General features: G+C 70.1%; 20 protein-coding genes. 12 read left to right on the top strand and 8 right to left on the bottom strand.

Annotated elements, in window-relative coordinates:
- Window positions 1-47 precede the first annotated feature (47 nt).
- A complete protein-coding gene (gene valS, locus O7624_RS20370; protein WP_282236902.1) occupies window positions 48-2,612 on the top strand; it encodes a valine--tRNA ligase in 2,565 nt (854 codons plus the stop codon).
- A gap of 97 nt (window positions 2,613-2,709) precedes the next feature.
- On the opposite strand, the gene O7624_RS20365 is transcribed toward valS, so the two are convergent.
- From O7624_RS20365 to O7624_RS20350, 4 genes are read right to left on the bottom strand one after another with little or no spacing between them, the layout of a single operon-like run.
- On the bottom strand, window positions 2,710-3,420 hold the full coding sequence (locus O7624_RS20365) for an ABC transporter permease subunit (protein ID WP_282236901.1): 711 nt from the start codon (window positions 3,418-3,420) through the stop codon (window positions 2,710-2,712).
- The gene (locus O7624_RS20360; RefSeq protein ID WP_282236900.1) at window positions 3,420-4,373 is read right to left on the bottom strand and encodes an ABC transporter ATP-binding protein; all 954 of its coding nucleotides are present in this window, start codon (window positions 4,371-4,373) and stop codon (window positions 3,420-3,422) included. The genes O7624_RS20365 and O7624_RS20360 overlap by 1 nt, the downstream gene beginning before the upstream one ends.
- Window positions 4,370-5,251: an ABC transporter permease gene (locus O7624_RS20355; protein WP_210939950.1), complete on the bottom strand. Its 882-nt coding sequence runs from the start codon at window positions 5,249-5,251 to the stop codon at window positions 4,370-4,372. Before O7624_RS20355 ends, O7624_RS20360 begins: the two co-directional genes overlap by 4 nt.
- Window positions 5,244-6,158: an ABC transporter ATP-binding protein gene (locus tag O7624_RS20350; RefSeq protein ID WP_210939949.1), complete on the bottom strand. Its 915-nt coding sequence runs from the start codon at window positions 6,156-6,158 to the stop codon at window positions 5,244-5,246. Before O7624_RS20350 ends, O7624_RS20355 begins: the two co-directional genes overlap by 8 nt.
- Window positions 6,159-6,335: 177 nt before the next feature.
- Between O7624_RS20350 and O7624_RS20345 the strand changes: the two genes are divergently transcribed.
- The 4 genes from O7624_RS20345 (at window position 6,336) to galT (ending at window position 10,526) form a co-directional block, all read left to right on the top strand.
- Entirely contained in the window at window positions 6,336-6,911 is a 576-nt protein-coding gene (locus tag O7624_RS20345; protein ID WP_282236899.1) for a DM13 domain-containing protein, read from the top strand.
- A gap of 128 nt (window positions 6,912-7,039) precedes the next feature.
- Complete coding sequence (cysC, locus tag O7624_RS20340) at window positions 7,040-8,569, top strand: adenylyl-sulfate kinase (protein WP_282236898.1); 1,530 nt, start codon at window positions 7,040-7,042, stop codon at window positions 8,567-8,569.
- Window positions 8,570-8,664: 95 nt separating this feature from the next.
- The gene (locus tag O7624_RS20335) at window positions 8,665-9,453 is read left to right on the top strand and encodes a DeoR/GlpR family DNA-binding transcription regulator (protein WP_282236897.1); all 789 of its coding nucleotides are present in this window, start codon (window positions 8,665-8,667) and stop codon (window positions 9,451-9,453) included.
- The gene (gene galT / locus O7624_RS20330; RefSeq protein ID WP_282236896.1) at window positions 9,450-10,526 is read left to right on the top strand and encodes a galactose-1-phosphate uridylyltransferase; all 1,077 of its coding nucleotides are present in this window, start codon (window positions 9,450-9,452) and stop codon (window positions 10,524-10,526) included. Before O7624_RS20335 ends, galT begins: the two co-directional genes overlap by 4 nt.
- A gap of 339 nt (window positions 10,527-10,865) precedes the next feature.
- Here galT and O7624_RS20325 read toward each other — a convergent pair whose 3' ends face one another.
- The 3 genes from O7624_RS20325 to O7624_RS20315 form a co-directional block, all read right to left on the bottom strand.
- The gene (locus tag O7624_RS20325) at window positions 10,866-12,083 is read right to left on the bottom strand and encodes an NADP-dependent isocitrate dehydrogenase (protein ID WP_093405024.1); all 1,218 of its coding nucleotides are present in this window, start codon (window positions 12,081-12,083) and stop codon (window positions 10,866-10,868) included.
- Window positions 12,084-12,270: 187 nt separating this feature from the next.
- The gene (locus O7624_RS20320; RefSeq protein ID WP_282236895.1) at window positions 12,271-13,221 is read right to left on the bottom strand and encodes a malate dehydrogenase; all 951 of its coding nucleotides are present in this window, start codon (window positions 13,219-13,221) and stop codon (window positions 12,271-12,273) included.
- A gap of 80 nt (window positions 13,222-13,301) precedes the next feature.
- Entirely contained in the window at window positions 13,302-14,162 is an 861-nt protein-coding gene (locus O7624_RS20315) for a bifunctional methylenetetrahydrofolate dehydrogenase/methenyltetrahydrofolate cyclohydrolase (protein WP_093405019.1), read from the bottom strand.
- 437 nt (window positions 14,163-14,599) lie between these two features.
- On the opposite strand from O7624_RS20315, the gene O7624_RS20310 reads away from it, so the two are divergent.
- The 7 genes from O7624_RS20310 (at window position 14,600) to O7624_RS20280 (ending at window position 23,321) form a co-directional block, all read left to right on the top strand.
- Complete coding sequence (locus tag O7624_RS20310; protein ID WP_093405017.1) at window positions 14,600-16,204, top strand: ABC transporter substrate-binding protein; 1,605 nt, start codon at window positions 14,600-14,602, stop codon at window positions 16,202-16,204.
- Between the two features lie 81 nt (window positions 16,205-16,285).
- Window positions 16,286-17,224 (top strand): ABC transporter permease, encoded by a 939-nt coding sequence (locus O7624_RS20305; protein ID WP_093405014.1) that lies wholly within the window; start codon window positions 16,286-16,288, stop codon window positions 17,222-17,224.
- Complete coding sequence (locus O7624_RS20300) at window positions 17,217-18,173, top strand: ABC transporter permease (protein ID WP_093405012.1); 957 nt, start codon at window positions 17,217-17,219, stop codon at window positions 18,171-18,173. Before O7624_RS20305 ends, O7624_RS20300 begins: the two co-directional genes overlap by 8 nt.
- A 7-nt stretch (window positions 18,174-18,180) precedes the next feature.
- Window positions 18,181-19,218 (top strand): ABC transporter ATP-binding protein, encoded by a 1,038-nt coding sequence (locus O7624_RS20295; protein WP_282236894.1) that lies wholly within the window; start codon window positions 18,181-18,183, stop codon window positions 19,216-19,218.
- Window positions 19,202-20,230: a dipeptide ABC transporter ATP-binding protein gene (locus O7624_RS20290; RefSeq protein WP_282236893.1), complete on the top strand. Its 1,029-nt coding sequence runs from the start codon at window positions 19,202-19,204 to the stop codon at window positions 20,228-20,230. Before O7624_RS20295 ends, O7624_RS20290 begins: the two co-directional genes overlap by 17 nt.
- Window positions 20,231-20,324: 94 nt before the next feature.
- Window positions 20,325-22,694 carry an EAL domain-containing protein gene (locus tag O7624_RS20285; protein ID WP_282236892.1) on the top strand — a complete coding sequence of 790 codons (2,370 nt, stop codon included), beginning with the start codon at window positions 20,325-20,327 and terminating at the stop codon, window positions 22,692-22,694.
- 60 nt (window positions 22,695-22,754) lie between these two features.
- The gene (locus O7624_RS20280) at window positions 22,755-23,321 is read left to right on the top strand and encodes an NUDIX hydrolase (RefSeq protein ID WP_282236891.1); all 567 of its coding nucleotides are present in this window, start codon (window positions 22,755-22,757) and stop codon (window positions 23,319-23,321) included.
- Here the strand turns inward: O7624_RS20280 and O7624_RS20275 are convergent, their stop codons facing one another.
- Complete coding sequence (locus O7624_RS20275; protein ID WP_282236890.1) at window positions 23,322-24,743, bottom strand: helix-turn-helix transcriptional regulator; 1,422 nt, start codon at window positions 24,741-24,743, stop codon at window positions 23,322-23,324. It abuts the gene before it with no gap.
- Between the last annotated feature and the right edge of the window lie 430 nt (window positions 24,744-25,173).

Here is a 25,173-nt window from a genome sequence, read left to right as displayed (position 1 = left end):
TCAGGTAATGGCGTGCCCGTCACGGTCCCGGTGCCTACGATCTACGGATGACTGATACGGCGAGGACGGCCCGCACCGGCGTCCCCGAGCGTCCGACTCTGGACGGGCTCGAGGAGACCTGGTCGCGCCGCTGGCAGGAGGAGGGCACGTACGCGTTCGACCGCAGCAGGCAGCGGTCCGACGTGTACGCGATCGACACCCCGCCGCCGACCGTATCGGGCGAGCTGCACATGGGGCACGTCTTCTCGTACACGCACACCGACCTGATCGCCCGGTTCCAGCGGATGCGCGGCCGGACGGTCTTCTACCCGATCGGCTGGGACGACAACGGCCTGCCCACCGAACGTCGGGTGCAGAACGTGTACGGGGTGCGATGTGACCCCTCGCTGCCGTACGACCCGGACTGGGCACCACCGACCGAACCGGTGAACGACGCCGCCCGGAAGAACCCGACCCCGATCTCCCGGCGTAACTTCATCGAGCTGTGCGAACGGTTGACCGTCGCCGACGAGCAGGTCTTCGAGGCGTTGTGGCGGCGGCTCGGCCTGTCGGTGGACTGGTCGTTGATGTACACCACAATCGGGCCGGTGGCCCGGGCCACCTCCCAGCGGGCCTTCCTGCGCAACCTGGCCCGGGGCGAGGCGTACCAGGCCGAGGCGCCGACGCTGTGGGACGTCGGTTTCGCCACCGCCGTGTCGCAGGCCGAACTGGAGGACCGGGAACGCCCCGGCGCGTACCACCGGTTGCGCTTCCACGGACCGGGCGGGCGGGCGGTGCTGATCGACACCACCCGGCCGGAGCTGCTGCCGGCCTGCGTCGCGCTGGTCTGCCACCCCGACGACCAGCGGTACGCGGACCTGGTCGGCACGACTGTGCGTACCCCCGTGTTCGGGGTGGAGGTGCCGGTGCGCGCGCATCCGCTGGCGGACCCGGCCAAGGGCACCGGCATCGCGATGGTCTGCACCTTCGGTGACCTGACCGACGTGACCTGGTGGCGGGAACTGGCCCTGGACACCCGGGTGGTCGTCGGCCGGGACGGCCGGCTGTTGCCGGAGCCGCCGGCCGGGGTGCCCGCGCAGCCGTACGCGGCGCTGGCCGGGCAGCCGGTGAACGGCGCCCGACGGACCGTTGTGGAGCAGCTGACCGAGGCGGATGACCTGGTCGGCGAGCCCCGCCCGATCACCCACCCGGTGAAGTTCTACGAGCGGGGCGACCGGCCCCTGGAGATCGTCTCGACCCGGCAGTGGTATCTGCGCAACGGTGGCCGCGACACAGGTCTGCGGGAGGATCTGCTGGCACGCGGGCGGGAGCTGCGCTGGGTGCCGGAGCACATGCGACACCGCTACGAACACTGGGTGGGCGGCCTGACCGGCGACTGGCTGGTCAGCCGGCAGCGCTACTTCGGGGTGCCGGTGCCGGTGTGGTACCGGCTCGACGACGCTGGCGAACCGGACTGGGCCCAGCCTCTCACGCCGGAGGAGTCCGCGCTGCCGATCGACCCGTCCGAGGACACCCCACCGGGGTACGACGAGTCGCAGCGCGGCGTGCCGGGCGGTTTCATCGGCGACCCGGACGTGCTCGACACCTGGGCCACCTCGTCGCTGACTCCGCAGATCGTCGGCGGTTGGGAACGGGACCCGGATCTGTACCGGCGGGTCTTCCCGATGGACCTGCGCCCGCAGGGGCACGACATCATCCGCACCTGGCTGTTCGCCACAGTGGTCCGGTCGCATCTGGAGCACGGCGTGCTGCCCTGGCGGACGACGGAGCTGTCCGGCTGGATCCTCGACCCGGACCGCAAGAAGATGTCGAAGTCCAAGGGGAACGTGGTGACCCCGATGGCGTTGCTGGAACAGCACGGCTCGGACGCGGTGCGGTACTGGTCGGCCAGCGGCAAGCCCGGCACCGACCTGGCCTTCGACCCGGCCCAGATCCGGATCGGCCGGCGGTTGGCCACCAAGCTGCTCAACGCGTCGAAGTTCGCGCTCGGGCTGGGCGCCGCCGACGCGCTGCGCGCACCCGCGACGGAACCGCTCGACCGGGCCATGCTCGCCGAACTGTCCGAGGTGGTGGCCACCGCGACGACGGCGTTCGAGGGGTACGACCACACGGCCGCACTCCAGGCCACCGAGTCGTTCTTCTGGCGGTTCTGCGACGACTACATCGAGTTGGTGAAGGAACGCGCCTACGGCAGCGGAGCCGGGGCCGACTCGGCCCGGGCGGCGCTGGCCACCGCACTCTCGGTGCAGCTGCGGCTCTTCGCCCCGGTGCTGCCGTACGCGACCGAGGAGGTCTGGTCGTGGTGGCGGTACGGTTCGGTGCACCGCGCGCCGTGGCCGACCACGTACGAGGTGGGCCGGGCGATCCAGGGCGAAGGTGACCCGCACCTGCTGCGGCTCGCCGCCGACGCGCTGGGGCAGGTCCGCCGGGCCAAGTCGGAACGGAAGCTGTCGATGAAGGCGGAGGTGCCGCTGGCCGAGGCGCTCGGCCCGGCCGCCGTACTCGACCAGCTCACGCTGGTAATCGACGACCTGCGCGCCGCCGGCCGCATCACCAAGCTCGACCTGCTCCCCGACCGCACCCCGACCCTGGTCATCGCCTGCGCCTTCTGAGGATGCCGTGCAACATCGGGGGACGTGCTGCCTCAACAGCCGGGGAGGCAGCACGTCCCCCGAAAGTGCTGCCTCCCGACACCCGCCTAGAGGTGGGTCAGCTGGTTTCGCCGGCTACTGAAAAGGAGCGTAGGCGGTCGATGGAGAGGAAGGTGGCGGCGACGATGATCAGCGCGGTCATCACGGCGGCCACCGGCACGGAGACCGTGGTGCTGAGCAGGTTGGTCGGGGCGAGCCGGTCGGCCAGGGCGATCACGTAGTGCTGGATCGACAGCACCCGGGTGCCGGTGACCACGTTGCTGAGCAGCCCTTCCCAGATCAGCACGTAGACCAGGCCGAGCAGCACCGGCCGCCGGGTGAGCAGGCTGGCCGCCACGAACAGCGCGGTGTAGGCCAGCGCACCTACCGACGCGGCGACGGCGAGCGCCGCGCCGAGGCGTACCGAATCTGCCAGCAGGCCCGCCGCGAACAGCGGGACCGCGACGGTGACCGCGGTGGCCCCGGCCGCGACGGCCAGCTTCGGTAGCACGATCTGCCAGCGCGGCAGTGGCGTGGTGAGCACGTGCACCACCGTGCCGTCGTCGATCTCGGCCCCGAGCACGCCGGTGCCGACGATCAGGGCGACCACCGGCAGCACCACGGCCAACCCGAGGCCGACCAGCACCGGCGGCCCCCAGTCGGCGGGAGTCACCCCGAGCGCCCGGGAGAGCACCGCCAGCCCCACCAGCAGTACCGGCAGCGGAAGCAGCAGCAGGAATCGGCGACGCCCGAACAGACCGCGCATCGTGATCCAGGAGACAGTGGACATCAGGCCTCCACCAGGTAGGAGAAGACGCTCTCCAGGGACTCGTCCTCGGGTACCAGTTGCTGGACCCGTACGCCCCGGGCCAGGGCGACCTTCGGCAGCATCCGGGTGAAGGCGCCGTAGTCACCGGCGCGTACGGTCAGGCCCTCGCGGCCCAGTTCGACCCCGCTGACCGACGGCTCGGCCATCAACGCGACGGCCAGCGCCCGGTCGTCGGTGGAGCGGATGGCGAAGACGTGCGGCCGGTTGGTCATCAGCCGCCGGATGGTCCGGAAGTCGCCGGAGGCGGCGAGGCGACCGGCGACCATCACCTGGACCGTGCCGGAGACCTGCTCGACCTCCTCCAGGATGTGCGAGCTGAACAGGATCGTCCGGCCCGCGTCGCCGAGAGAGTGCAGCAGCTCCATCATGTGCAACCGCTGGCGCGGGTCCATGCCGTTGAACGGCTCGTCGAGGAGCAGCACCTGCGGGTCGTGCACCAGCGCCGCCGCCACCCGGGTGCGCTGCCGCATGCCCTTGGAGTACGTGCCGATGCGGCGGTCCTGGGCGTCGGCCATCTCCACCAGGTCGATGGCGCGGCGGGCGGCGGCCTGCGGATCCGGCAGCTTGTGCAGCTTCGCGGTGGCCAGCACGAACTCGTACGCGGTGAGGAAGCTGTGCACCGCCTCCCGCTCGCTGACCAGGCCGAGTCGCCGGTAGACCTCCGGGTTGCGCCAGGTGGGACGGCCGTCCAGGGTCACCTGCCCCCGGGACGGGGTGAGGAAGCCGGCCATCATGTGCAGCAGGGTGGTCTTGCCCGCCCCGTTTGGTCCGAGCAGCCCGGTCACCCCGGGCCCGAGGCTCATGCTCACGTTGTTGACCGCGACCACGTTGCCGTACCAGCGGGAGACCCCGGCGAGGTCAAGGGTGCTGGTGGTGGTGGCGGTGGCCGCCGGTGCGGTGTTCGTCATGGTCATCGTGCGGCCACCTTCTTGTAGCGGGCCAGCAGCAGGGCCACGCAGCCCGCCACGAGCGCGACGGCGGCCAGCGCGTACACCGGGCCGAAGGCCCCGAGGTCGAGGTCGGCGCTGTTGGACTCGGTGACCAGCAGGTCGCGCATCGTCCAGAGGCCGACGCCCTGCACCAGAGTGGGCGGCGAGGCGATGCCGGCGAGCTGGTTCGCCGCCTGCGAGGGCAGGACCGACAGGATGCCGACGATGGGCGTGGTCATCAGGAACACGGCGACGATCCCACCGGCGGCGAAGGCGCGCTTTCCGGTCATCGAGGCGACCAGCAGACCGACCGAGGCGAAGACCACCGCCCACAGCCCGGCGTAGAGCAGCCCGGGCAGCAGGTCGAGCAGTTCGTCCCAGACCGCGCCCATGCCGTCGGCGGTGAAGGCGCCACCGAGGAACATCAGCAGTTGCGGCGCGCCGAGCAGCAGGAAGAGCGCGGTGACCAGGGCAAGCAGCTTGGCCAGCGGGTAGTCCGCGTGCGGCAGCGGCCGGGAGAAGTACAGCGGCAGGACACCGCTGCGCATGTCCCGGGAGACCAGCTCGGGCGCGGCCACCGCGACGAAGAAGATGACCAGCCAGCTCATCGCGTCGGCGAACTGGGCGTACGTCATGATCACTTCGCCGATCTGGCTACGGATCGCGGTCACCGCGGCGGCCACCATCAGCACGATGCCGACCACCAACCAGGGAAAGATCTTGGCTTTGGCGCTGCGCCCCAGCCCGAAGGTGGTCCGCACGCCGTGCAGGTACAGCGCCCCGAAGACGTGCCGGCGGCCGAGCCGGGGACCGGTGTAGCGCTGGTAGCCGATGTCGTGGATGACGCCGGTCGGCTCAGGCATGGCTGTTCTCCCTCCGGGCGAAGAGTTCGGCCACCCGGTGCCGACGCTGGTCCAGCCGGTGCAGGGGCAGGTCCAGCTCGGCCACCGCACCGAGGATCAGGTCGTACGTGCGCTGGTCGGCCAGCGGCACCAGCAGCAGCCTTCCCTCCCGACCCACCGGCAGGTCGAGCGCGGCCAGCCGGGTGGCCAGCGCCTCGGTGCCCTCGCTGACCTCGACCGCGAGCACGTCGGTGGCCGAGGTCATGGCGGCGATGTGGTCGGCCCGCAACAGCCGCCCACCCTCGATGGCGACCAGGGTGTCGCAGATCCGCTCGACCTCACCGAGCAGGTGCGAGCAGACAAGTACGGAGATGCCGAACTCGGTGCCGATCCGTTGCACCAGTGCGAGCATCGCGTCCCGCCCGGCCGGGTCGAGGCCGTTGGTGGGCTCGTCGAGCAGTAGCAGGTCGGGATCGTGCACCAGCGCCTGAGCGAGCTTGACCCGCTGCTTCATGCCGGTGGAGTAGCCGCCCACCGGCCGGTGGCGCTCCTCGTGCAGACCCACGTGGCGCAGCGCCTCGGAGGCCCGTTCCCGGGCGACCGTGCGCGGTAGGCCGCTGATCCGCCCCAGATGGGTGACGAGTTCGGCGGCGGAAAGGTCGGGCGGCAGACAGTCGTGCTCGGGCATGTAGCCGACCCGGGCCCGCACGGCCGCCGTGTCGGCGGTCGGGTCCAGGCCCAGCACCTGTATCCGGCCGCGGGTGGGAGTGAGCAGGCCGAGCAGCAGCTTGATCAGAGTCGACTTGCCGGCGCCGTTGGCGCCGACCAGGCCGACGATCCCTGGTTCCACCGCGACCGTCAGATCGGACAGTGCGGTGACCCCGCCGCCGTAGACCTTCGTCAACGACTCGGTTGCGATCAGTGTCACGTCGTCAGCCTAGAGCCGTCGGACAATGCGCCGCGCTCCGGAAGCAACCCCCGTTTCCCCTGATACCGGTACGCCACCTCCCCCTAGGGAGATCGGCCGCGACCGGTCGGCAGTCGGTTCGCAGTTCGTAAGATTTGCGCGGCTGACAGCACGCGACCAGCCGCGACAGACTGGGACATGCTCATTCGCCGCCTGTTCCGTACCCCGCTCACGTGGATCGCGATCACCGTGCTGGCCGCCGGTTCGGCCTTCGGCCTGTACTGGTTCCAGCCGTGGAAGCTGCTGACCGACGCCGAGGTGGCCGAGCGGCTGTCCACGGTCGCCACCCCGGCGACCTCCGCCGCACCAACCGGTTCGGCCACGCCGACCAGTTCCGCCCCGCCCGCCTCCCCCGACGCCGCGGCGGCGACCCTGGTCAGCTCCGGTGACTTCATCAGCCACGAGCACGACACCTCCGGGAGCGCGCGGATCGTGCGCACCGTCGATGGGCAGCACCGGCTGGAGTTGGTCGGTCTGGACACCTCCAACGGCCCGGACCTGCGGGTGTGGCTGACCGACCAGCCGGTGATCGAGGGCCGGGACGGCTGGCACGTGTTCGACGACGGCCGCTGGGTCGAGTTGGGGCGGCTCAAGGGCAATCGCGGCGACCAGGGTTACGCCATTCCGAACGATGTCGAGCTGTCGGACCTGACAAGCGTTTCCATCTGGTGCAAGCGGTTCGCGGTCTCGTTCGGGGCGGCCACGCTGGGCTGAGCGACCGAACGCGTACGACATCGCGAAGCGGCCCGTCGACAGCAGTGGCACGGCGGGCACGGTGGCGCTCTCGACCGATCGGCGACCGGCTGCGAAACTGTGTGCCGGTCGCCGGAGTTGGGGGTCTGATGAGCAACGGGTGGGTGCTGCCCGACGAGGTGCTGCGGGAAGCACCGACGTACACGCCGCGTCCCGGTGAGCTCGCGGATCTCGAGCTGCTGCTGATCGGTGCGTACGCGCCGTTGGCCGGGTTCATGACCCGGGCCGACCTGGTCTCGGTCAGCCGCCGGGGCCGGCTCGTCGACGACGCCCCGTGGCCGGTCGCCGTCCCGCTCCAGGTGCCCGCGACGGTGGCGCAGCAGCTCGACCTCGCCGACCCGGGCCGCCGGACGCTGGTGCTCACCGACAGCGAGGGCGCACCGATGGCGGCCCTGGAGGTGGCCGACGCCTGGACGATCCGCGACGGAGTGGCCGGGGTCGGCGGCACCGTGCGCCGGCTGGGCGACGGCGCTCACGGTCCGTTCCAGCGGCTGCGGCGTACACCCGAGGAGATCCGCGCGCTGCTGCCGCCCGGCCGGGTGCTCGGGGTGGTCGCCGACCGGCCGCTGCACCGGCCGCAACTGGCGCAGATCGCACATGCCGTACGCACCCTGAGCGCTCACCTACTGATCATGATTCCGGTGAGCGAGGACGGCACCGGTGGGCTACCGCCGGAGGCGCTGGTCCGTAGCGTGTTCGCCGCCCGGGATCGAATGCCTCCGGCGACCCTGGTCGCCGTGCCGTTCTCCCGGCGACGCGACGAGATCAGTGACGCCCTGCTGCTGGCCCGGGTCTCCGCCGCGTACGGCGTCACCCACCTGCTCTCCACCGGCGAGATGCTTTCCGGGGCCGGGCTGCGCGTGCTGGTGCCCCGCGAGTTGGCCTACGACAACCGGGACGGCCAGTGGCGCTGGCGCGACGACATCCCGCCCCGCAACCGACGGCTGGCGTTGAGCCAGGCGGAGATCGAAGACCTGCTGGACCGCGGGTTCCCGCTGCCCGAGTGGCACACTCCCCCGGCGGTGGCGAAGGAGCTGAGCCGGGCCCGGCCGCCCCGGCGGCACCGGGGCCTGGTGGTGTTCCTGACCGGGCTCTCCGGTTCCGGCAAGTCGACAGTCGCCCGGGGGCTCGCCGACGCGCTGCGCGAGGAGGGCGAGCGGACGGTCACGCTGCTCGACGGTGACGTGGTTCGTCGCGAGTTGACCGCCGGGCTGGGCTTCAGCAAGGCCGACCGGGACACCAACGTGCGTCGGATCGGGTGGGTCGCCGCCGAGATCGCCCGGCACCACGGCATCGGCATCTGCTGCCCGATCGCCCCGTACGCCCAGGCCCGGGCGACCGCCCGGGAGATGGCGATGGCGGCCGGCGCCGGGTTCGTGCTGGTGCACGTCGCCACTCCGCTGGAGGTCTGCGAGAAGCGCGACCGTAAGGGCCTGTATGCCCGCGCCCGGGCGGGACTGCTCACCGGGATGACCGGCATCGACGACCCGTACGAGGAGCCGACCGACGCGGACCTGGTGCTCGACACCACCGATCTCTCCGTCGACGAGGCGGTACGACGGGTCCTGCACCATCTGACCGAGACCGGTTGGGTGGAGCCGCGCCTGCCCGCGATCTGACCCCGGAAGCATCCTCCCTTCCCCGTGGTCGACCCTGAGCGCTAATGTTTGTTTCTGTTCGGATCTGTTCGCTCATGTGAGGCCGGGAGGGGTCGATGCTCGCGCGGCAGCGCCATGCGGCGATCCTCGATCGGGTCCGCGTGACCGGCGGCGTACGCGTCGGCGAGTTGGCCGCCGAGTTCGGCGTCTCCGACATGACCATCCGCCGTGACCTGGACCTGCTGCACGAACGTGGCCTGCTCGCCAAGGTGCACGGCGGCGCCACCGCAACCGGCGCCACGGACGAGCCGGGTTTCCGGGCCAAGTCGGTACGCCAGCAGGCCGAGAAGACGGCCATCGCGGCGCGTGCCACGAAGCTGGTCCGGCCCGGAGCGGCGATCGCGCTCTCCGCCGGCACCACCACCGCCGAACTGGCCCGGCAGCTGATCGCCGTGCCGGCCCTGACCGTGGTGACCAACTCGCTGCCGGTGGCCGACATCCTGCACCAGCGGGGCCGCACCGACCAGACGGTGGTGCTGACCGGCGGGGTTCGCACCCCCTCCGACGCCCTGGTCGGGCCGCTGGCCGTCGGCGCCGTCCGGACCCTGCACCTGGATCTGCTCTTCCTCGGCGTGCACGGGATGACCGAGCGGACCGGCTTCACCACCCCGAATCTGACCGAGGCCGAGACGAACCGGGCCCTGGTCGCGGCGGCGGACCGGTTGGTGGTGCTCGCCGACCACACCAAGTGGGGCACGGTCGGCATCTCCGCCATCGCCGAACTGGACACGGCCGACGTGCTGGTCACCGACGACCGGTTGGCACCGGAGGCCCGACGACTGCTCACCGACCGGGTCGGCGAGCTGATCGTCGTGCCGGTCACCGAAGGCGGGACATTGCGATGAAACGTACGGCGATCAGCCTGGCCGACGGCCGCGAACTGATCTACTTCGACGAGCGCGACGACGCCGTCCGGGACCAGCCGGACCGGCGCGCGTTGCCGCCTCCCCCACCCGCCTCCCAACTGCGCTACGACCCGCTCACCGACGAGTGGGTGGCGCTGGCGGTGCACCGGCAGACCCGGACCTTCCTTCCCCCGGCCGACCAGTGCCCGCTCTGCCCCTCGACGTCGGACCGGCTCAGCGAGATCCCGGCCCCGGAGTACGCGGTCGCGGTCTTCGAGAACCGGTTTCCGGCGCTGAGCGGGCGGGTGGTGGCCGAGCCGGCCGCGATCACCCCGTTCACTCCGGTCCGCCCGGGGCAGGGGCGCTGTGAGGTGGTCTGCTTCACCGACGACCACGACGCCTCCTTCGCCGCGCTACCGCCGAGCCGGGTGCGTACGGTGCTGGACGCGCTGGCCGACCGGACCACCGTGCTCGGCGGGCTGCCCGGCGTCGAACAGGTCTTCTGCTTCGAGAATCGGGGGGTGGAGATCGGGGTGACGCTGCACCACCCGCACGGGCAGATCTACGCGTACCCGTTCGTCACCCCACGGACCCGGTCACTGCTGGGCGCGGCCCGCCGGCACGCCGAGCGCACCGGCGGCGGCAACCTCTACGCCGACGTGCTGGCCGCCGAACGCGCCGCCGGCGAGCGGGTGGTGGCGACGAACCCGCACTGGACGGCGTACGTCCCGGCAGCCGCCCGGTGGCCGTTCGAGGTGCACGTCGCGCCGCACCGGGCGGTGCCCGACCTGCCGGCGCTGACCGAGGCGGAACGCGACGCCTTCGGGCCGCTCTACCTGGACCTGCTGCGCCGCTTCGACGGGCTGTTCGACACGCCCATGCCCTACATCGCAGCCTGGCACCAGGCACCGGTCCGCGTCGAGCGTGAGCTGGGGCATCTGCACCTGCAACTGTTCAGCGTCCGACGGGCGGCGGACAAGCTGAAGTACCTCGCCGGCTCGGAGTCGGCGATGGGGGTCTTCATCAACGACATCGCCCCGGAGCGGGCCGCCGAGTTGCTGCGCGCGATGTGACGGCGGTACGCCTCGGTCGCCGCGCCGGGCAGGGCCGGAGCTACGGCCCTGCGGACAGCAGGGCGCGGGGGGCCCGGGACAGGGCCCCCCGCGGGGAAGGGACGGCTGGCTGTACTCGACAGCCGGGAAGGCTGGCTGCTGGGCACGCGAGTCGCGCGGTGGCGACGGTCAACCTTCCAGGACGGGACTGGCATCTCGTCCATCCAGGTCAACGAGGCGCGCCGGACGAAGTGACGCCGACGGGCGCGTCCGGTCGCGACACGCCGCCGCTGCGGGTACCGGATACACCGAGCCCGCCGGCGCTCGGGGCCGGCGGGCTCGGTGAACTGCGGGTGAGACTCAGGCGGCCAGGCGGCGCGCCAGGTTCTCGTCGAGCGTGTTCATGAACTCGTCGGTGGTCTGCCACGGGGCGTCCCGCGAGATCAGCAGCGCGAGGTCCTTGGTCATCTGGCCGCCCTCGACGGTGTCGACGATGACCTGCTCCAGCGTGTTGGCGAACTCGCTGACCGCCGGGGTGCCGTCCAGCTTGCCCCGGTGGGCCAGGCCACGGGTCCAGGCGTAGATCGAGGCGATCGGGTTGGTCGAGGTCTTCTCGCCCTTCTGCCACTGGCGGTAGTGCCGGGTGACGGTGCCGTGCGCGGCCTCGGCCTCGACGGTACGGCCGTCGGGCGAGAGCAGGACCGAGGTCATCAGGCCGAGCGAGCCGAAGCCCTGCGCGACGGTGTCGGACTGCACGTCACCGTCGTAGTTCTTGCAGGCCCAGACGTAGCCGCCCTCCCACTTGAGCGCGGCGGCGACCATGTCGTCGATGAGCCGGTGCTCGTAGGTGAGGCCGGCGGCGTCGAACTCGGCCTTGAACTCGTTCTCGAACACCTCGGCGAAGATGTCCTTGAACCGGCCGTCGTACGCCTTGAGGATGGTGTTCTTGGTGGACATGTAGACCGGGTAGTTGCGGTCCAGGCCGTAGCGGAACGAGGCCCGGGCGAAGTCCCGGATCGACTCGTCGTAGTTGTACATGCCCATCGCGATGCCGCCGCCGGGGAAGTTGGCGACCTCCATCTCGACCGGCTGCGAGCCGTCGGCGGGCGTGTAGGTGATGGTCACCGTGCCCGGGCCCGGGACCACGAAGTCGGTGGCCTTGTACTGGTCGCCGTGGGCATGCCGGCCAATGATGATCGGCTTGGTCCACCCGGGGACGAGCCGCGGCACGTTGGACATGATGATCGGCTCGCGGAAGACGACGCCGCCGAGGATGTTACGGATGGTGCCGTTCGGCGACCGCCACATCTTCTTCAGGCCGAACTCCTCGACCCGCGCCTCGTCCGGGGTGATGGTGGCGCACTTGACGCCGACGCCGTGCTCCTTGATTGCGTTCGCGGCGTCGACGGTCACCTGGTCGTCGGTGGCGTCGCGGTGCTGGATCGAGAGGTCGTAGTAGTGCAGGTCGACGTCGAGGTAGGGCAGGATCAGCTGCTCCCGGATCTGCTTCCAGATGATCCGGGTCATCTCGTCGCCGTCGAGCTCCACGACCGGGTTGTTTACCTTGATCTTCGCCATCGGCCGGCGCTCCTCTCAGGGGACATGCTCAAGCAGTACGAGCGTACTGGATCGGCTCGGACAAGGAACGCCGCGCCCACCGGTCGGCCCGTGCCTCCACCGGCGAACCGCCAGATTGATCAAGGGGTTTGCGTCTCGGATCAGCTTTCCCGAGACGCAAACCTCTTGATCGACTCAGTTCGTGCGGTCACATGGACGCGACGTCGGCCTGCTTGGCGCGGACGGCCTCGGCGGCCTCCTTGAGGGCGGCCAGCTCGTCGGCGTCGAGGTCGGTCTCCACCACGCGCTTGACGCCCTGAGCACCGATCTCGGCCTCGACGCCCAGGTAGACACCGGAGATGCCGTACTCGCCGTCGACCCAGGCACATACCGGCATGACCTCGCCGGAGTCCTCCGCGACCGCCTTCGCCATCCGGGCCGCTGCCGCCGACGGGGCGTAGTACGCCGACCCCGTCTTGAGCAGGGCCACCACCTCGGCACCACCGTTGCGGGTACGTACGACCAGGTCCTCGATCTGCTCGGCCGGCATCACCTCGCGCAGCGGCTTGCCGTTCACACTGCTCTGCGACGGCACCGGAACCATGGTGTCGCCGTGCGAGCCCAGGGTCAGCGTCTTCACCGACTTCACCGGCACCTGCAACGCCTCGGCGACGAAGTTGGTGAACCGGGCGGTGTCCAGCATGCCGGCCTGACCGAGCACCCGGTTGCGCGGGAACTGGGTGGCGATCTGGGCCAGCGCGGTCATCTCGTCGAGCGGGTTGGAGACCACGATGACGACGGCGTTCGGGGCGTACTTGGCCACGTTCTCGGCGACCTGGCGGACGATCTTGGCGTTGGTCTCCAGCAGGTCCATCCGGCTCATCCCGGGCTTTCGCGGCAGGCCGGCGGTGATGACGACCACGTCCGAGCCCTCGATGCCCTCGTAGCCCTCACCGTTCGGGCCGGTCGTGACCCCGACGACAGTGGTCTCGAAGCCCTCCACAGCACGCGACTGGTTGAGGTCGAGGGCGATACCCGCGGGCTTGCCCTCGATGATGTCGGTGATCACGACGGTGTCGAAGACGTCGTACTCGGCCAGGCGCTGCGCGGTGGTGGAGCCGTAGAATCCGGCCCCGACGACAGTGACCTTCTTACCCATGGTCGTCCCACTCCCTGATACCAGTCGGTTTTCCGGACCGTATCAGCCATCCTGGCACCGATCGGGCCAGGGGCGGACGGTTATGAGCGTTCGGCCCGCTCCACGACATTGGTGAGCAACATGGCCCGGGTCATCGGTCCGACCCCGCCGGGCATCGGCACCAGCTTGCCGGCCACCTCGGCGACCTCCGGGTCCACGTCGCCGGTGTAGCGGCCCTTGCCGTCGGAACCGATCACCCGGGTGATGCCCACGTCGACCACGACGGCACCCGGGTTGATCATGTCCGCGGTGAGCAGGCCGGGTACGCCCGCCGCCACGATCACGATGTCGGCGGCCCGGGTGTGCGCGGCCAGGTCCAGGGTGCCGGTGTGGCAGAGGGTGACTGTGGCGTTCTCGCTCCGCCGCGTCAACAGCAGCCCCAGCGGGCGTCCGACGGTGTTGCCCCGACCCACCACCGCCACGTTGGCGCCGCGCAGCGGCACGTCGTGCCGACGGAGCAACTCCACGATGCCGCGCGGGGTGCAGGGCAGCGGCGCATCGTAACCGAGCACCAGCCGACCAAGGTTGACCGGGTGCAGGCCGTCCGCGTCCTTGTCCGGGTCGATCAGCTCCAGCACCCGCTGCGTGTCCAGGTGTGCCGGCAACGGCAGTTGGACGATGTAGCCGTGGCAGGCCGGATCGGCGTTCAGCTCGGCGAGAACCTGGTCGACCTGCTCCTGGGTGGCGTCGGCCGGCAACTCCCGACGGATCGAGGCGATGCCGACCTCGGCGCAGTCCCGGTGCTTGCCGTTGACGTACGCCTGGGAGCCCGGATCGGACCCGACCAGCACCGTGCCGAGCCCCGGCACGGTGCCCCGTTCCGCCAGCGCCTTCACCCGCGCCCGCAGCTCGTCCTTGATCTCGGCCGCGGTCGCCTTGCCGTCCAGAAGCGTCGCCGTCACGAGCAGATCGTCTCACGCCCGCCGCCACCGGCTCCCCCGACCTCGACGACCCGACCAGCCAGCCGTCCAGCCGGACTACTTTGCGTGAGGTGTGATTCGTCACTTAGCGTGACAATATGTGGAGCCGAACACCCCGGTTCCGGACGTGCGGGCACGAAGGCCCACAATCCGACGATCATGACGGGCCACGACCAGGCGCCCCACCGGGCCGCCAACGTCGCCCAATCGGTCCATATCTCCGCACTTCAAGCCGGTAGCGCAGCGATGCGCGTAGCACGCGACCGGGAGACCGACAAGACCGGGGGTGGCGTTCTGTTACCCCTTCGCAACCGCTACGTTGCCGACTCGCGGCATACGACCTACCGTTGCCCGTCGTTGCGCAGCGTTACCCCAAAGCCGGGCCCGACTGCGCAGCGTAATGGAGATGAGGAGGCTAGATGCGTGTTCGTAGGCTCGCCGCCTGGACCGCCCTCCCGCTCGCGGTGACCCTGGGCCTGGTGGCCTGCGGCTCGGGCGGCGACGGCGGATCCGGCGAGAGCGACCCCAACGCGGCCGTGCGGATCGAGATCGCCGAGCCGCAGCACCTGGTGCCGACCAACACCAACGAGACGAGCGGTTCCCAGGTGCTCGCCGCCCTGTTCAGCCCGCTTGTCGACTACGACGAGGCCCACAAGCCGTACGAGGTGGCCGCCGAGTCGATCACGTCCGAGGACAACACCACCTGGACGATCAAGCTCAAGGACGGCTACACGTTCCACAACGGCGAGAAGGTGACCGCCGACAACTACATCGACGCCTGGAACTACGGCGCGTACGCGCCGAACGGGCAGAACTCCAGCTACTTCTTCGAGAAGATCGCCGGCTACGACGACCTCCAGGGTGAGAGCCCGAAGGCCGAGACGCTCAGCGGGCTGAAGCAGGTCGACGACCTGACCTTCACCGTCACGCTCGCGCAGCCGTACAGCGAGTTCAAGTCGATGCTCGGCTACACCGCCTTCTACCCGCTGCCGGAGGCCGCGTTCAGCGCACCCGGCGAACTGGTCGAGGGTTACGAGCAGGCGCCGATCGGCCAGGGCCCGTTCAAGATGAAGGGCACCTGGCAGCACGACGCCAAGGTCGAGGTCGAGCGGTACGACGCCTTCCCCGGCGAGCAGCCGAAGGTGGCCGGCGTCGAGTTCCGGATCTACCAGCAGCTGACCGCGGCGTACGCGGACGTGCTGTCGGACAACCTCGACGTGATCAAGACCATCCCGACGGAGAACCTCTCCACCGCCGGCACCGATCTGGGCGACCGCTTCGTGCAGAGCCCGGCGTCGTCGCTGCACTTCCTGGCTTTCCCCACCTTCCAGGAGGAGTTCAGCAACCCGGATGTGCGCAAGGCCATCTCCATGGCGATCGACCGCGAGGAGATCACTCGGTCGATCTTCAAGGACTCGCAGCAGCCGGCCCGCGCGTTCGTCTCCCCGGCCGTCGCCGGCTACCGGGAGAACACCGTCGGCGCGGCGGGCGAGTTCGACCCGGCCAAGGCCAAGGCGCTCTACCAGGCCGCCGGCGGCCCGTCGAAGATCACCCTGTCCTACAACGGCGACGGTGGCCACAAGGACTGGATCGACGCCACCTGCAACCAGCTCAAGGCCAACCTGGGCGTGGACTGCGTCGGCAGCGCCGAGCCCAAGTTCGCCGACCTGCTGACCAAGGTCAAGGCAAAGCAGCCGGTGGGCCTGTTCCGGATGGGCTGGATCATGGACTACCCGTCCATGGAGAACTACCTGGGCCCGCTGTACAGCACCAACGGCTCGTCGAACTACTACGGCTACAGCAACCCGGACTTCGACCGTCTGCTCGCCGAGGGCGCCAGCGCCCCCAGCGAGGAAGAGGCGATCAAGAAGTACCAGGAGGCCGAGGACCTGCTGGCCGAGGACCTGCCGGTCGTACCGCTGCGGTTCGGCCAGAACAACTTCGGCCACTCGACCAAGGTCAAGAACGTCGAGATGGATCTCTTCGACCGGGTCAACCTGACCAAGATCGAAGCGATCAAGTAACGCGCACGTCGGCGGGTCGGGTCATCGCGAGGTGACCCGACCCGCCACGCGGTTCGCCCCTTTTCAGGGAGACTGCCAAGTATGTTCCGCTTCATCGTGCGGCGTCTGCTCCAGATGGTCCTGGCCTTCTTCGGGACCACGCTGATCGTCTACGCGCTGATGTTCGCCGGTCAGGGCGACCCGATCCAGGCCCTCGCCGGGGAGCGCCCGGTCACCGCCGCACAGCGGGCGTACCTCACGGAGAAGTACCACCTCGACGCCACCGGGATCGGCGGCTTCTTCTACAGGTACTTCGACTACATCTCGAATCTGCTCCGCGGCGACCTGGGCGAGTCGCTCACCGGACGGTCGATCGGCGACATCCTCGCCGCCGCCTGGCCGGTCACGATCAGGCTGGCCCTGATCGCCATCGCGGTCGCGGTCATCTTCGGCGTCACCGCAGGCGTCCTCGCCGGCATCCGGCGGGCCAGCATCTTCGACAACGCCACCCTGCTGCTGACCCTGCTGGTGCTCGGCATCCCGACAATCGTGCTCGCCCCGCTGGCACAGTACTTCCTCGGCGTCAAATGGCAGGTCTTCCCGCCCACCGCCGGCGCCGACCCCGACTTCTTCGCGCTGCTGCTGCCGGGCATCGTGCTCGGCTCGCTCTCCCTGGCCACCGCGCTCCGGCTGACCCGTACCTCGGTGGCCGAGAACCTGCGTGCCGACTACGTGCGCACCGCGCGGTCGAAGGGCCTGCCGAATCGGCGGGTGGTGAGCGTGCACGTGTTGCGCAACTCGCTCATCCCGGTGATCACCTTCCTCGGCGTCGAGGTCGGCAACCTGATGAGCGGCGCGATCATCACCGAGGGCGTGTTCAACATCCCCGGCGTCGGCTTCAACCTCTTCCGCGGCATCCGCACCGAGGACGGCCCGCTGGTGGTGGGCATCGTCAGCGTGCTCGTCGTGGTCTACCTGGTCTCCAACCTGGTGGTCGACGTCCTGTACGCCGTTCTGGACCCGAGGATCCGCTATGAGTGATTTCGAGACGGTGGCGGCGTCGGAGAACCAGGCCGCGCGGCGCGGGCCCTCCGGGGAACCGGGCACGCCGAACCAGGTCGGCCGGCCCCGCAAGCCGCGCAGCCTGGCCGGCGACGCCTGGCGCGACCTGCGCCGAAAGCCGATCTTCTGGATCAGCCTGACCCTGGTGCTGCTGGTCACCGCGATGGCCGCCGTGCCGGGCCTGTTCACCAGCAACGACCCCGCCGACTGCGTGCTGTCCCGACAGCACGCGCCGCCCTCCGGCGGCGCCATCTTCGGGTACGACTTCCAGGGCTGCGACACGTACGCCCGGGCGGTCTACGGCGCGCGCGCGTCGCTGCTGGTCGGCGCCCTGAGCGCGCTGTTCACCGGCCTGATCGCGCTGGTCGTGGGGATGGTCGCCGGCTACTTCGGCGGCTGGGTCGACGCGGTGCTCTCCCGAGTGATCGACATCGTGCTCGGCATCCCGCTGCTGCTGGCCGCCATCGTTCTGCTCAAGCGCATCGGCAGCGACAGCGCCACGGTACGCGTCGCCGCGGTCATCTTCGTGCTGGCGGTGCTCGGCTGGACCACCGCGGCCCGGGTGGTCCGTTCCTCGGTGATCACCGCCCGGGAGCAGGACTACGTGGCCGCGGCGCGGATGCTGGGAGCCGGCAACGGACGGATCATGTGGCGGCACATCCTGCCGAACGCACTCGCCCCGGCCATCGTGGTCCTGACCATTGCGCTCGGCTCGTTCATCGCCGCCGAGGCGACGCTCTCCTTCCTCGGCATCGGGCTGCGGGAACCGACCATCTCCTGGGGCATCGAGATCAACAACGGTCGGGTGCACATGCGGGAGTCGGCGACCCCGCTGGTGGTCCCGTCGACCTTCCTGGCGCTGACCGTGCTGGCCTTCATCATGCTCGGCGACGCGATCCGCGACGCCTTCGACCCGAAGCTCCGGTGACCCCCTCATGAGTCAGCACGCCGTCCGGCCGACGCCGGCCTCGCCCACCCCGCCCGACGGGCACCTGCTGGAGGTACGCGATCTGCACGTCGAGTTCCGCACCGGCGAGGGCGTGGCCAAGGTGATCAACGGGGTCAGTTACCACCTCGATCCGGGCGAGACCCTCGCCGTGCTGGGCGAGTCCGGCTCCGGCAAGTCCGTCACCGCCCAGGCCATCATGGGCATCCTGGACACTCCGCCGGCGCACATCAGCTCGGGTGAGATCCGCTACTCCGGCCAGGACCTGCTCAGCCTGGCGGAGGAGCAGCGCCGGCAGATCCGGGGCAGGGACATCGCGATGATCTTCCAGGACGCCCTCTCCGCGTTGAACCCGGTCTTCCCGGTCGGCTGGCAGATCGGCGAGACGTTGCGCCAGCGACTCGGCATGTCCCGCGCGGACGCCCGCCGCCGCTCGGTGGAGCTGATGGACCTGGTGCAGATCCCCGGGGCGGCGAGCCGCCTCGGTGACTACCCGCACCAGTTCTCCGGCGGCATGCGGCAGCGGGTGATGATCGCGATGGCCCTGGCGATGGAGCCGAAGGTGCTGATCGCCGACGAGCCCACCACCGCCCTGGACGTCACCGTGCAGGCCCAGATCATGGATCTCCTCGCCGACCTGCGGCGGGACCTGAACATGGCGATGATCCTGATCACCCACGACCTCGGTGTGGTGGCCGACGTCGCGGACCGGATCGCGGTCATGTACGCGGGCCGGATCGTCGAGCACGCCGATGTCCGGTCGCTGTACCGGGCGCCTGCCCATCCGTACACCAAGGGGTTGCTGAACTCGATCCCGCGCCTGGACCAGCGGGGCGGGAAGCTGTCCACGATCCGCGGCCTGCCGCCCAATCTGATGCGGATCCCCAGCGGTTGCCCCTTCCACCCCCGGTGCCCGTACGTGCAGCAGGTCTGCGTGGACGTGGTGCCGCACGACCTGGTCCTCGGCGACGGCCGGACCAGCGCGTGCCACTTCGCCCAGGAGGTACGTGATGACCGCGCCGGCTAGTCCCACCACCGTCCGCGGCGAGACCCTCCTCGACGTCAACCACGTGGTCAAACACTTCCCGATCACGCAGGGCGTGGTGTTCAAGAAGAAGACCGGTGCGGTCAAGGCCGTCGACGGGGTGAGCTTCCAGCTGCGCCGGGGCGAGACACTTGGCGTCGTCGGTGAGTCGGGCTGCGGCAAGTCCACCCTGGCCCGACTGCTGATGCGGCTGGAGAAGCCGACCGCCGGCCGCGCCACGCTGGCCGGTCGCGACCTGTTCGCCGCCTCCGGTGGCGAGCTGCGGCGGATCCGGCGCAACATGCAGATGGTCATGCAGGACCCGTACACCTCGCTGAACCCACGGATGACCGTCGGCGACATCATCGGCGAGCCGTTCGAGATCCATCCGGAGGCGTCCCCGAAGGGCAGCCGCCAGCGGCGGATCCAGGAACTGCTCGACGTCGTCGGGTTGAACCCGGAGCACATCAACCGCTATCCGCATCAGTTCTCCGGCGGCCAGCGGCAGCGCATCGGCATCGCCCGGGCCTTGGCGCTGCGCCCCGAGGTGATCGTCTGCGACGAGCCGGTCTCCGCGCTGGACGTCTCCATCCAGGCGCAGGTGATAAACCTGCTGGAGGAACTTCAGGACGAACTGGGCCTGTCCTACATCTTCATCGCCCACGACCTGTCGGTGGTGCGGCACATCTCCGACCGGATCGCGGTGATGTACCTGGGCCGGATCGTGGAGATCGGCACCGAGGACGAGATCTACGATCGCGCCACCCACCCGTACACCCAGGCGTTGCTCTCCGCGGCCCCGGTGCCGGACCCGGACGCCCGGGAACACCGCAGCATCATCCGGCTGCGCGGCGACGTCCCGAGCCCGGCGGATCCGCCGAGCGGCTGCCATTTCCGCACCCGGTGCTGGAAGGCGCAGGACATCTGCGCCACCCAGGACCCGCAGGCGGTGCTGCGCGCTGCCGACCCGCACCCCTCGGCCTGCCACTTCGCCGAACTGCGCCCGGGAGAGTGAGCGCCCGACATCCCTCCCTAGTGGATACTGCGGCATCGAAGAACCACCCGATGACGGATGGCGATCCTCTGCTCACTCACTAGGGTCTACAGCCGTGACGCAGGTGGCGCTATGGCCGACGACGGGCCCCACGGCCGGGGCCGCCGCGACGAACAGCCGGATCACCGTCCGGTACGTGCAGGCCACCGTCGCGGTCGCCGTCCTCGGCACCGCCTGGTGCGTCGCGAACTTCACGGTCGGCGCGGGCACCGAGGCGCTCGCGTACACCTTCGTTCCCGTCGGCGGGATCTTCGCTGCCGGGTCCGTCGTACACCTGCTCCGCCACGCCAGCCTCGACCCGGTCACCCGACGTTTCTGGCGTGCGCTCCTCGTCGCGGCGGCCACCATCACGATCGGGTACGGCTGGCTGGCGCTGGACATGCTGACCCACGCCGCCGAGGCCCGTACCCGAAGCATGCCGCTGCCGGCGGCGGCCTGCGTGGCGATCGGGTTCGTCGTCGCCATCTGGGCGGTGGCCCGGGTGCCGATCGCCGAGACCGGCGATGTCGAGCGGTGGCGCATCCTGCTCGACCGCGCAATCGCGTTCCTCGGCTGCGCGGCCCTGCTCTGCTACGTCGGGCTGGCCCCGATGTTCACCGCCGACGAGCCGTGGAGCCCGCAGGCGATGGCGCTGGTCGGGCTCGCCTTCCTGGTCGCGATCGGCGCCGCGACGAAGGTGTCCTTCGTCGCCGGTGGCCCGGTGGATCGCGTCGCCCTACGATTCGTCGCGGCCAGTGGCGGCGTCACCGCCGGGATAGTCGCCGTGCTCGCGGTCCGGTACGGCTACGTCGCCGGCATCCCCGTCCAGGCGATCGTGATGCCGCTGACCCCGGTGTTCTTCACGCTTGGCGTCAGGGCGCAGTGGCGGGCCGACCTCGGTGTCCGCCGGGACCAGACCCCCAACGGCGTGCTGCTGCCGTACCTGGCGGTGGTGGCGGTCGACGTGCCGCTGCTCGCCGTCGCGTTCGGCGCCCCCCTGACCCTGCCGGTCCGGCTGGTCCTGATCGCCGCCGTGGTGGTCACCGCGCTGGTAAGCGTCCGGCAGTTCATCGCCTATCGAGAAAACGCCCGGCTGCTGCGCAACACCCGCGTCCAGGAGGAGCGCCTCCAGTACGAGGTCAGCCACGACGGCCTCACCGGGCTGGCCAACCGGGCGCTGTTCCGGGACCGGCTCGCGTCCGCGCTCACCGCCACGACGCCCGCGTCGGTGCTCCTGGTCGACCTCGACGACTTCAAGACCGTCAACGACCTGCTCGGGCACGGCGTCGGTGATCGGCTGCTCGTGTCGGTCGCCGAGCTGCTGCGTGCCGAGGTCGGCGACGACGGCCTGCCGGTACGGGTCGCCGGTGACGAGTTCGCCGTGCTGCTCACCGGCGCGGACGCCGACCCCGAGGAACTGGCCGGCCGGCTGCTGGCCGCGCTCGACCAGCCGATCAGTCAGCACCGCCTGCTGGTGCAGGCCAGCATCGGCATCGCCGACACCGCGCCCGGCGCCACCGTCGACTCGGTGCTGCGGGACGCCGACGTCGCCATGTACACGGCCAAGCAGCGTGGGAAGGCGAGCTTCGTACGGTACGTCGAAGGCATGGGTGAGCCGGTACTGGCGCACATGCAGCTCGGCGGCGAGCTACGGCGGGCCCTGGACGACAACGAGCTGCGGGTCGTCTACCAGCCGATCCTGCGGCTCGACGACAACTGGTTGGTCGGGGTCGAGGCGCTGGTCCGCTGGCACCACCCCACCCGCGGGGTCGTCAACCCGGCCGAGTTCATCCCGGCCGCCGAGCGGACCGGTCTGATCGTGCCGCTGGGCCGGTTCGTGCTGCGCGAGACGTGCCGCCAGGCGGCGGCGTGGTCCCGGGAGTTCGGGCCGGACGCACTCCGGGAGGCGGGCCTGAACGTCTCCGCGCGGCAACTGCACGATCCCGACTTCGTCTCCGACGTGACCGCCGCGCTCGCCGAGAGCGGGCTGCCGTGCGAGCGACTGGTGCTGGAGGTGACCGAATCGGCGGTGCTGCGCGGTCAGCAGGTCTCCCGAACCCTCTTCGAACTCGACCGGATGGGCATCCGCCTGTCGCTTGACGACTTCGGCACCGGCGAGTCGTCGCTGAGCCTGCTGCGCGCCTTCCCCGCCGCGATCGTGAAGCTCGACAAGTCCTTCGTCGACGGTATCGAGATCGACGACGGCCAGGCAGCGGCAGCCGACGCCCGGCGGGCGGTGGCCCGCGCGGTGATCCAGCTCGCCCACGCGCTCGGCCTGGAAACCGTTGCCGAGGGCGTCGAGAGCGCCGAACAGGTCGCCGTCCTCCGCGCCCTCGGCTACACCCGTGGTCAGGGCTTCCACCTGGCCCGACCGATGACCGCCGACGGCATCGCCGGCCTACTCGCCCGGCAGCAGACCGTGACAGCCAGCCGACCGCCGACCTGACGAAACCGGCGGGCCGATCTGGTGGGGCGGCAGATGGAGCGCTGGTCGGATACTGGCCGGATGGTGGAAGAACAGGGCACCGGATCGACGCGGTGGACGATCCACGGTGAGCGGGTGGTGGATGGTGGCCGGCGGGCGCGGTTGAGCATCGCTGATGTGGAGTTGCCGGATGGGGTCCGCTTCGAGCAGTACGTGATTCGGGCGCCTCGGTCGGCGATGGTCGCGGTGCTCGACGGTCGGGAGCGGCTGTTGCTGATGCGGCGGCACCGGTTCGTGTTCGACCGTTGGGTGTGGGAGCTGCCCGGTGGTTACGTCGATGAAGGGGAAGATCCGGCAACGTGCGCGGTCCGGGAGGTTGAGGAGGAGACCGGTTGGCGTCCGGGTGCGGTGGAGCCGCTGCTGTCGTTCCAGCCATGGGTAGCGACCGCAGACGCGGAGAACCTGCTGTTTTTTGCCCGCGATGCGGAGCACATCGGTGCTCCGGTGGACATCAACGAGGCCGAGCAGGTCGCCTGGATCCCGCTGGAGGAGGCCCGGCATCTCGTCTCCCAGGGCGAGATCGTGGGTGCCGGTACGGTCATTGCGGTTTTGGACCTGGTCGCGCGTAAGGCTCACGGCGATTTGTAGTCAGCGGCGCTGCCCGAGCGCCGCGTCGATGCGGTTGATGAGGTTGCGGACTGTCGGTCGCCGGCGGTGCGCCATAAGGTCCGTTTGCAGGTCACGTACGTAGCGGACGGCGCGGGCGGACTTCAGTTGCGTGGTCAGGGTGAGGGCTTGGCCGCCGATGACGCTGGCGCGGTCGGGCTCGCCGTGGCGGACCTGGATGGTGGCCAGGAGTGCGAGGTTGAAGGCTTTGCCGCGTACGTAGCGCTCGTCCATGCGCAGGGATCGCGCGGCGAAGCGTTCGGCCTGGCGGTGTTGGCCGAGGGCGGTGAAGCAGTGGCCGAACTTGGCTGACAGGTATGCCTCGTCGAAGTACCCGAGCCACTGCGGGTCGCCGCTGCGGTCGGCTCGGTCGAGGGCTTGTTCCGCCTGGTGCAAGGCGGTGGCGCAGGCGGGCGCGTCGCGGGCGACGGCGTGGGCATGGGCTTCCATGACCAGCGCCTCGGCGGTCAGCACGGTGATTCCGGCGCGGTGTGCGGTCTGCCGGGCGGCGCGGGCGACGTCGACGCCGGTGGCGGTGTGGCCGAGGTAGGTGGCTTGGTGACTCATCGCGGCGAGGATCTCGGCGCCCAGGCCGGGATCGTCGGCGGTGCGGGCCAGGTCGAGGGCATGGGTGAGGTATCGCTGGGCGAGGCCGTGTTCGGCCATGTCGTACGCCTGCCAGCCGGCGAGCTGCGTCAACTCAGCGACGGCGGTGAGCAGCTTGCGGCCGGTCGGTGGGTCGTATCGGCCCTCGGTCAGCAGGGGCGTGACCTCCTGGTGGAGGTAGCGGGTGACGTTGTTGCGGGCGTGGCCGCCGCCGTGCTGGTTGTCGAGTCGCCGGTACGTGGCGGTCATCTCGCGGATGGTGTCGATATCGGGCTGACCGACCGTTCGTAGACCCTCCTGTGCGACGGGTTGCGGGTTGGTGGCGGTGAACCAGCGCAGCGCGGGCAGGGTGTACGCGGCAGAGCTGAACACTGTCTGACGGAGCACTTCTCGACGGTTCACGTCGCCTTCCCACAACTGCGCGGCAGCGCGCACATCCTCGCGCCAGGATCGGTTGACCGGCACGTCACTCTGCCGGCCGTCCCAACGCTGAGCCATGTCAGGGCGACATGACCGCTGGCGCGGCGCGAGACCGAGCGTCATCCGTGACTCGTCGGGCATACCGCAGCCGTCGGCGATCCGCTCCAACACGTCGATCGACGTGACCTTCCGGCCGGCGATGATTCGACTGACGTAACCCTGCTCCAAGCCGACGGCGGCACCGATGCGGGTCTGGCTCGCCCCGGTGTACCGGGAGAGCAGCCGAAACAACGTCCCAACATCGCGGGCAGCCAGTGCCGCACGTATGTCCTCGCCCGACCAGAGGTCATCAGGAATCCGGAGATGATTGAACGGCACAGCGACTCCAGCGTCGTCGGGCGACTACTCATGGTGCTCAATCCGGAGCCTAGGGCTGCCGTCCGGACAGGTCGAGGCAGCGCATGTCACCGTGACATGACCAGCCGACATGGCCGCCACAGCTAGTCCAGCGGAATCGTCTCGCACATGAACGTCGATGTCGCCAACGCGCTGAACCTGGCATGGGCAGGCTGCTTCCAAGGCCCAGAAGCTCTCATCGGATCCGCCCTCCCGACGCTGATCGAGGAGGCGGAACTGTGACGCTCCGATCGCACTTGCCCGGACTGATGCGATGGCTGCTGCGGCGTCCTGCAGCGCCACCACCGCCGGGGACCGGACAGCGGTACCAGGACGTCGAGCAGGCAGCAGCGCAACGACGGCTGCTCGACCACGCAGCACGCCTACCGCCCGACGGCAGCTCTGAGCGGCC

The organism is Verrucosispora sp. WMMD1129 (genome assembly GCF_029581255.1).
Taxonomy (GTDB): domain Bacteria; phylum Actinomycetota; class Actinomycetes; order Mycobacteriales; family Micromonosporaceae; genus Micromonospora; species Micromonospora sediminimaris.
This window is presented reverse-complemented; position numbering and strand designations above follow the sequence as displayed.